The organism is Pedobacter sp. HMWF019, assembly GCF_003061025.1.
GTDB lineage: Bacteria > Bacteroidota > Bacteroidia > Sphingobacteriales > Sphingobacteriaceae > Pedobacter.
Genome location: NZ_QAIL01000422.1, coordinates 24,547 through 29,792, shown reverse-complemented (window position 1 = coordinate 29,792; position 5,246 = coordinate 24,547). Strand labels below are relative to the sequence as shown.

The following is a 5,246-nucleotide window of genomic DNA, read 5'->3' as shown; positions in this document are numbered from 1 at the left end:
ATCCTATAGAATATGTAATTGGACATTATGAGTATAATTTATTCAGAGGAACTCCACTATGGAAAGAAACGGATTCAGCCTACAGAACGGAAAAAACCGATCCGGGCATATCCTTTATGAGAAGAATCAGGGAGAAAATAAAAGATTTGGATATAAAAGGTGCACCCGCTCATAAATAAGATTTATCGTATTACAATTATTTATATTTTTGCATTATGGCAAATTTTACACTTACTCCTGAAACAGCGCAAAAAGTTAAGATCAAATTTTTAAGAAAGTACCGTGAACTGGCAGGGGAGAACATCTCCTTTACCCCGGGGCAGGAAGAAGAATTGGTGAATCAGTTGATGAGCCTGATCAAAAGAGACAGGAAATATGTTGAATTTACCATCAATAAGGCTTTGGCCGATCCAGATGGTAATAGATTATGATAAAATATAAACCCTTTATTGCTGCCGGGTTAATCGCAACCGCTGCGTTAACCTGGTCTTTTAAAGAAGATCTTTTCCAGGTTTCCAAAAACCTGGATATTTTTGCCTCCCTTTACAAGGAAGTCAGCATTAATTATGTAGATGAGACCAACCCGTCGGATCTCATGAAAACAGGTATTGATGCCATGCTGGATGGACTTGATCCTTATACAGAATATATTCCTGAGTCTGAAATAGAAGACTATAAGCTAAAGTACGTCAGTACCCAGTTCGGAGGGATAGGCGCGAGCACAGTCTTTATTGAAGGAAAACTTTTTGTGAATGAAGTTACAGAAGGTTATCCGGCCAATAAACAAGATGTCAGGCCCGGAGATCAGTTTGTACGGATTGCTGGGGTGGAAGTGAAAGGTAAGGACAGAAGTCAGGTTACGCAATTGCTCAGAGGGCCAAAAGGTTCTTCTGTAGACCTGTTGATCATTAGGGAGGGCTCGGTTTTAAACAAAACCTTGATCCGCGAAGAGATTAAACTGCCAAATGTTTCTTATTCAGGAATAGTAGATGATGTTGCTTATATCCGGCTGGATAAATTTTTGGAGAATTCAGCGCAGGAAGTAAAAGATGCTGTGCAGAACCTGACGAAGAAACAACCTAAAGGAATTGTACTGGATTTGAGGTACAATGGAGGTGGTATCTTGCAGGAAGCTGTTAAGATTGTCAATCTTTTTGTGAATAAAGACGTGCTCATCGTTACCCAGAAAGGAAGAAATCCGGAGAAGACAATCAGCTATAAAACTGTTAGTGATCCCATAGCGCCACAGGTACCTCTTGTGGTATTGGTTAGCGGTTCCTCAGCCTCGGCTTCAGAAATTGTTGCAGGTGCCTTGCAGGACCTGGACAGGGCCGTCATTGTTGGGCAGCGGAGCTATGGGAAAGGGTTGGTTCAGCAAACCTTCAACTTGCCTTACAACAGCCTTGTAAAGGTTACTGTAGCCAAATATTTTACCCCGTCGGGCAGATGTATTCAGGCGATAGACTATTCCCGTAAAGGTGAAGGTGGTAAAAGAGTTAAAATAGCCGATTCGCTGATCACCAAATTTAGCACTAAAGGCGGCAGGAATGTATATAACGGAAACGGCATTTATCCAGACGTATTTGTGGATGCCAAAAAATATAGTCCCATCACCATTTCATTGATCAGTAAAAATCTCTTTTTTGATTTTGCCAATCTTTATAAGAAAAGCAATAAATCCATTGCTCCTGCAGCAGACTTTAAAATCTCCGATAAGGATTACGAGCAATTTGTAGGTTCACTTGCAGATAAAGATTATAAGTATACTTCGAATGCAGAGCGCTTATTGTCTGATCTTAGGACAGAAGCAGAGAAAGAAAATAACCTGCCTGCTGTGAAGGCCGATCTGGATGATCTAAGATCAAAAATGCAAACTGCTAAAAAAGAGGACCTTTACACCTACAAGGAAGAAATCAGGAAAGCGCTGGAAACACAGATTGTAAGCAGGTACTATTTTGAAAAAGGAAAAGTAGTACAAGCATTTCAGTATGATAAGGAATTTGCAGCAGCAAAATCTGTATTGAACAATACACCTAAAATGCTTGTAATCTTAAAAGGTACAGGAGAATATAAAACGATTGGAGATCCGGCCAGGAAAAACCTGGCCATGGATAACTAGTCTAATCCACCATGTAATTTTACAGTTAAACCCTCCATAGCAGGGTTTAACTGTAACTGGCAAGCCAGTCTTGAATTCGGTAATACATCTGGTAAAGTATCCAGCATAGCGTACTCATCGTCAGACATTTCGTTCAGTTTGTCTTCGCCTTCAAGGACATCCACACAGCAGGTTGCACAAAGTGCCATACCTCCGCAGGTTGCTAAAATATCATATTCGCAGGCTTTTAAAAACTCCATCAGGCTCAGTCCCATGTCAACAGGCGCTTCCAGAGTGGTTAAGCTGCCATCTGCATTTTGTACATGTATATTAATGTTGTTCTCTTCCATAATTAAAACTCGCTTACGCCATTAACGGTGGTATATTTCATGGTGTATTTAATGCCTGGGTTCATGTACTGGTAAGCGCTGTGGCTCATCAATGCAGCCTCATGGAAACCGCAAAGAATCAATTTCAATTTGTTTGTGTAAGTGTTGATGTCCCCAATAGCATAGATTCCCGGGATATTGGTTGAATAGTCATCTGTATTCACCTCGATCGCACTTTTGTTGATGTTCAGGTTCCATTGCTCAATCGGACCCAATTTAGGGCTTAGTCCGAATAAAGGAATTAAGTGGTCGGCGGCAACATTGGTTACTTCTAAAGATTTGTTATGAATGATTTCCACATTCTCCAGCTTTCCAGAACCTGAAACAGAATTTAAATTGCTGTTTAATATTAAGTTGATGCGTCCGCTTTCAGCAAGAGCCATCACTTTATTTACAGAATCCGGTGCACCACGGAAGCTCTCGCTGCGGTGAACCAAGGTTAGTTCTTCTACAACATCGGCTAAAAAGATGGTCCAGTCCAGGGCAGAGTCACCACCACCGGCAATCACCATTTTCTGTCCGCGGTACTGTTCAGGATCCAGGATCATGTAGTTTACACCACGACCATTTTCAAATTGCTCCAGTCCTGCAACTGCGGGTTTACGGGGCTCAAAGCAACCCAATCCACCTGCAATAACCACCACTTTCGATTCAATGATCGTTCCCATATTGGTGGTCAGTACAAAATCGCCTTCACCACGTTTCTCCAGACCTTCAATACGCTCGCCCAAAGTAAAACCAGGGTGAAATGGTTTACCTTGTTCCATCAGGTTGTCAATGAGTTCCTGTGCCAAAACAGTTGGATAACCAGGAATGTCATAAATTGGCTTCTTGGGATAAATCTCAGAAAGCTGTCCTCCAACTTGTGGAAGATAGTCTATTAAATGACAACGCATTTTGAGTAATCCTGCTTCAAAAATTGCAAATAAACCTACGGGGCCGGCGCCAATGATGGCTATATCTGTAGAAATCATGTATTTAAATTTTGGGGCGAATTTACAAACTTTTGTTTGAATAAACGGGTTATCAAGAAATATTCTATATAACTCCTAGAACTTTTTGACAAAACACCGATCTAAATTTGTTTATCTTTGCCCTCAGAGATGGTAAAAAACATATATTTCGCCTCTGATTTCCACTTGGGATCTCCTGATGAAAAGACGAGCAGGGTCCGGGAAAATCGTATTGTTCGCTGGTTAAATTACATAGAACCAAGCTGCAGTGAACTCTTTTTAATGGGAGATATCTTCGATTTCTGGTTTGAGTACAAAACAGTAGTTCCAAAAGGTTTTGTTCGTTTGCTGGGTAAGCTGGCACAGATGTCCGATCAGGGCATTAAGATCTACTTCTTTAAAGGGAACCATGACATGTGGGTAAATGATTATTTTACCAAAGAACTCGGTATACAGATCATCAGTGATGAATTTGTAATGGAAAGAAATGGAAAGCGCTTTTACCTTCATCATGGCGACGGATTGGGCCCCGGCGACCGCAAGTATAAATTTCTCCGCAAAATATTCAGAAACCCAATTTGCCAGTGGCTTTTTTCATTGGTGCCACCCAGAATAGGAATGGGTATTGCCAATGGTTGGTCATCCAGCAGCCGTGCTGCCGGTACAACCAGAGATGGGGTTGTTAAAGAGAAATTTATGGGGATGGGGAACGAATGGTTAGCTGTTTATGCCAAAGAGGTCTTGCAGAAAACCCATTATGATTATTTTATTTTTGGGCACCGTCATTTACCATTAGACCTGCAGTTGAGTGAAAACAGCCGCTATGTTAACCTTGGTGAATGGCTTAATTTTTATTCTTATGCTGTTTTTGACGGCAATGAGCTATGCCTTAATTATTTTGAGTCGAAATAATTGATCGAAAAACCTTATTTTTGTGGTCCAAATAAATAACGCTACGCTATACATCCGGCTGTTTGTTTACTGCCGGGGATAAAAGTGAATGAAAATAATTTTCTTTAGAACGATATGTTAGAAAAATTAGAAGCCATTAAATTGCGCTGGGAGGATGTAGAAGAGCAGTTGAGTAATCCTGATACCGTTCAGGATATGAAGCGTTTTGCAGCTTTAAATAAAGAGTATAAAGATTTAGGTAAGATAGTAGACGAGTATAAGATCTATAAAAATGTGATGAGTAACATCGACGCCAATAAAGACATTCTTTCTAATGAGAAAGATGCGGAATTGCGTGAGATGGCTAAAGAGGAACTGGAACTTTTACTAAAGCAACAGGAAGAACTGGAAGAAAAAGTTCGGCTAATGCTAATTCCTAAAGACCCTGAAGATGCTAAAAATGCAGTTTTTGAGATCAGAGGTGGTACTGGTGGTGATGAGGCCGCTCTTTTTGCAGGTGACTTGTACAGAATGTACAGCCGGTTTTTTGAGCAAAAAGGCTGGTCTGTAGAAACCATAGATGTAACTGAAGGTACTGCCGGTGGTTACAAAGAGGTGATCCTTAAAGTAAGCGGTGAAGATGTTTACGGACAATTGAAATATGAATCGGGTGTTCATCGTGTACAACGTGTTCCGGATACAGAAACTCAGGGCAGGGTACATACGTCGGCAGCTTCGGTGGCGGTATTGCCGGAAGCTGAAGAGATTGACCTTTACGTTAACCCGGCAGATATTGACCTGCAGACTTCCAGATCGGGTGGTGCAGGTGGTCAGAACGTAAATAAGGTAGAAACTAAAGTTCAGTTGACACACAGACCTTCGGGTATTGTTGTGGTTTGTCAGAAAGAACGTTCG

General features: G+C 41.1%; 6 protein-coding genes. 4 read left to right on the top strand and 2 right to left on the bottom strand.

Annotated features, from left to right (window positions below):
- Window positions 1-215: 215 nt before the first annotated feature.
- Window positions 216-431, top strand: a complete 216-nt coding sequence (locus tag DBR11_RS22530) for a hypothetical protein (protein WP_108554861.1) — start codon at window positions 216-218, stop codon at window positions 429-431.
- The gene (locus tag DBR11_RS22525; protein ID WP_108554860.1) at window positions 428-2,119 is read left to right on the top strand and encodes a S41 family peptidase; all 1,692 of its coding nucleotides are present in this window, start codon (window positions 428-430) and stop codon (window positions 2,117-2,119) included. Before DBR11_RS22530 ends, DBR11_RS22525 begins: the two co-directional genes overlap by 4 nt.
- On the opposite strand, the gene DBR11_RS22520 is transcribed toward DBR11_RS22525, so the two are convergent.
- Both DBR11_RS22520 and DBR11_RS22515 read right to left on the bottom strand, forming a co-directional pair.
- Complete coding sequence (locus tag DBR11_RS22520) at window positions 2,116-2,448, bottom strand: 2Fe-2S iron-sulfur cluster-binding protein (RefSeq protein WP_108554859.1); 333 nt, start codon at window positions 2,446-2,448, stop codon at window positions 2,116-2,118. The two genes, DBR11_RS22525 and DBR11_RS22520, sit on opposite strands and share 4 nt — an antisense overlap.
- 2 nt (window positions 2,449-2,450) lie before the next feature.
- A complete protein-coding gene (locus DBR11_RS22515; RefSeq protein WP_108554858.1) occupies window positions 2,451-3,461 on the bottom strand; it encodes an NAD(P)/FAD-dependent oxidoreductase in 1,011 nt (336 codons plus the stop codon).
- Between the two features lie 129 nt (window positions 3,462-3,590).
- On the opposite strand from DBR11_RS22515, the gene DBR11_RS22510 reads away from it, so the two are divergent.
- Window positions 3,591-4,352 carry a UDP-2,3-diacylglucosamine diphosphatase gene (locus DBR11_RS22510; protein WP_108554857.1) on the top strand — a complete coding sequence of 254 codons (762 nt, stop codon included), beginning with the start codon at window positions 3,591-3,593 and terminating at the stop codon, window positions 4,350-4,352.
- A gap of 114 nt (window positions 4,353-4,466) precedes the next feature.
- On the top strand, window positions 4,467-5,246 hold a 780-nt coding region (locus tag DBR11_RS22505; protein ID WP_233260863.1), incomplete at its 3' end, for a PCRF domain-containing protein.

Coding starts and splice junctions, on each gene's coding strand:
- DBR11_RS22515 (WP_108554858.1), bottom strand. CDS start 3,461: ATGATTTCTACAGATATAGCCATCATTGGCGCCGGCCCCGTAGGTTTA.
- DBR11_RS22510 (WP_108554857.1), top strand. CDS start 3,591: ATGGTAAAAAACATATATTTCGCCTCTGATTTCCACTTGGGATCTCCT.
- DBR11_RS22530 (WP_108554861.1), top strand. CDS start 216: ATGGCAAATTTTACACTTACTCCTGAAACAGCGCAAAAAGTTAAGATC.
- DBR11_RS22520 (WP_108554859.1), bottom strand. CDS start 2,448: ATGGAAGAGAACAACATTAATATACATGTACAAAATGCAGATGGCAGC.
- DBR11_RS22525 (WP_108554860.1), top strand. CDS start 428: ATGATAAAATATAAACCCTTTATTGCTGCCGGGTTAATCGCAACCGCT.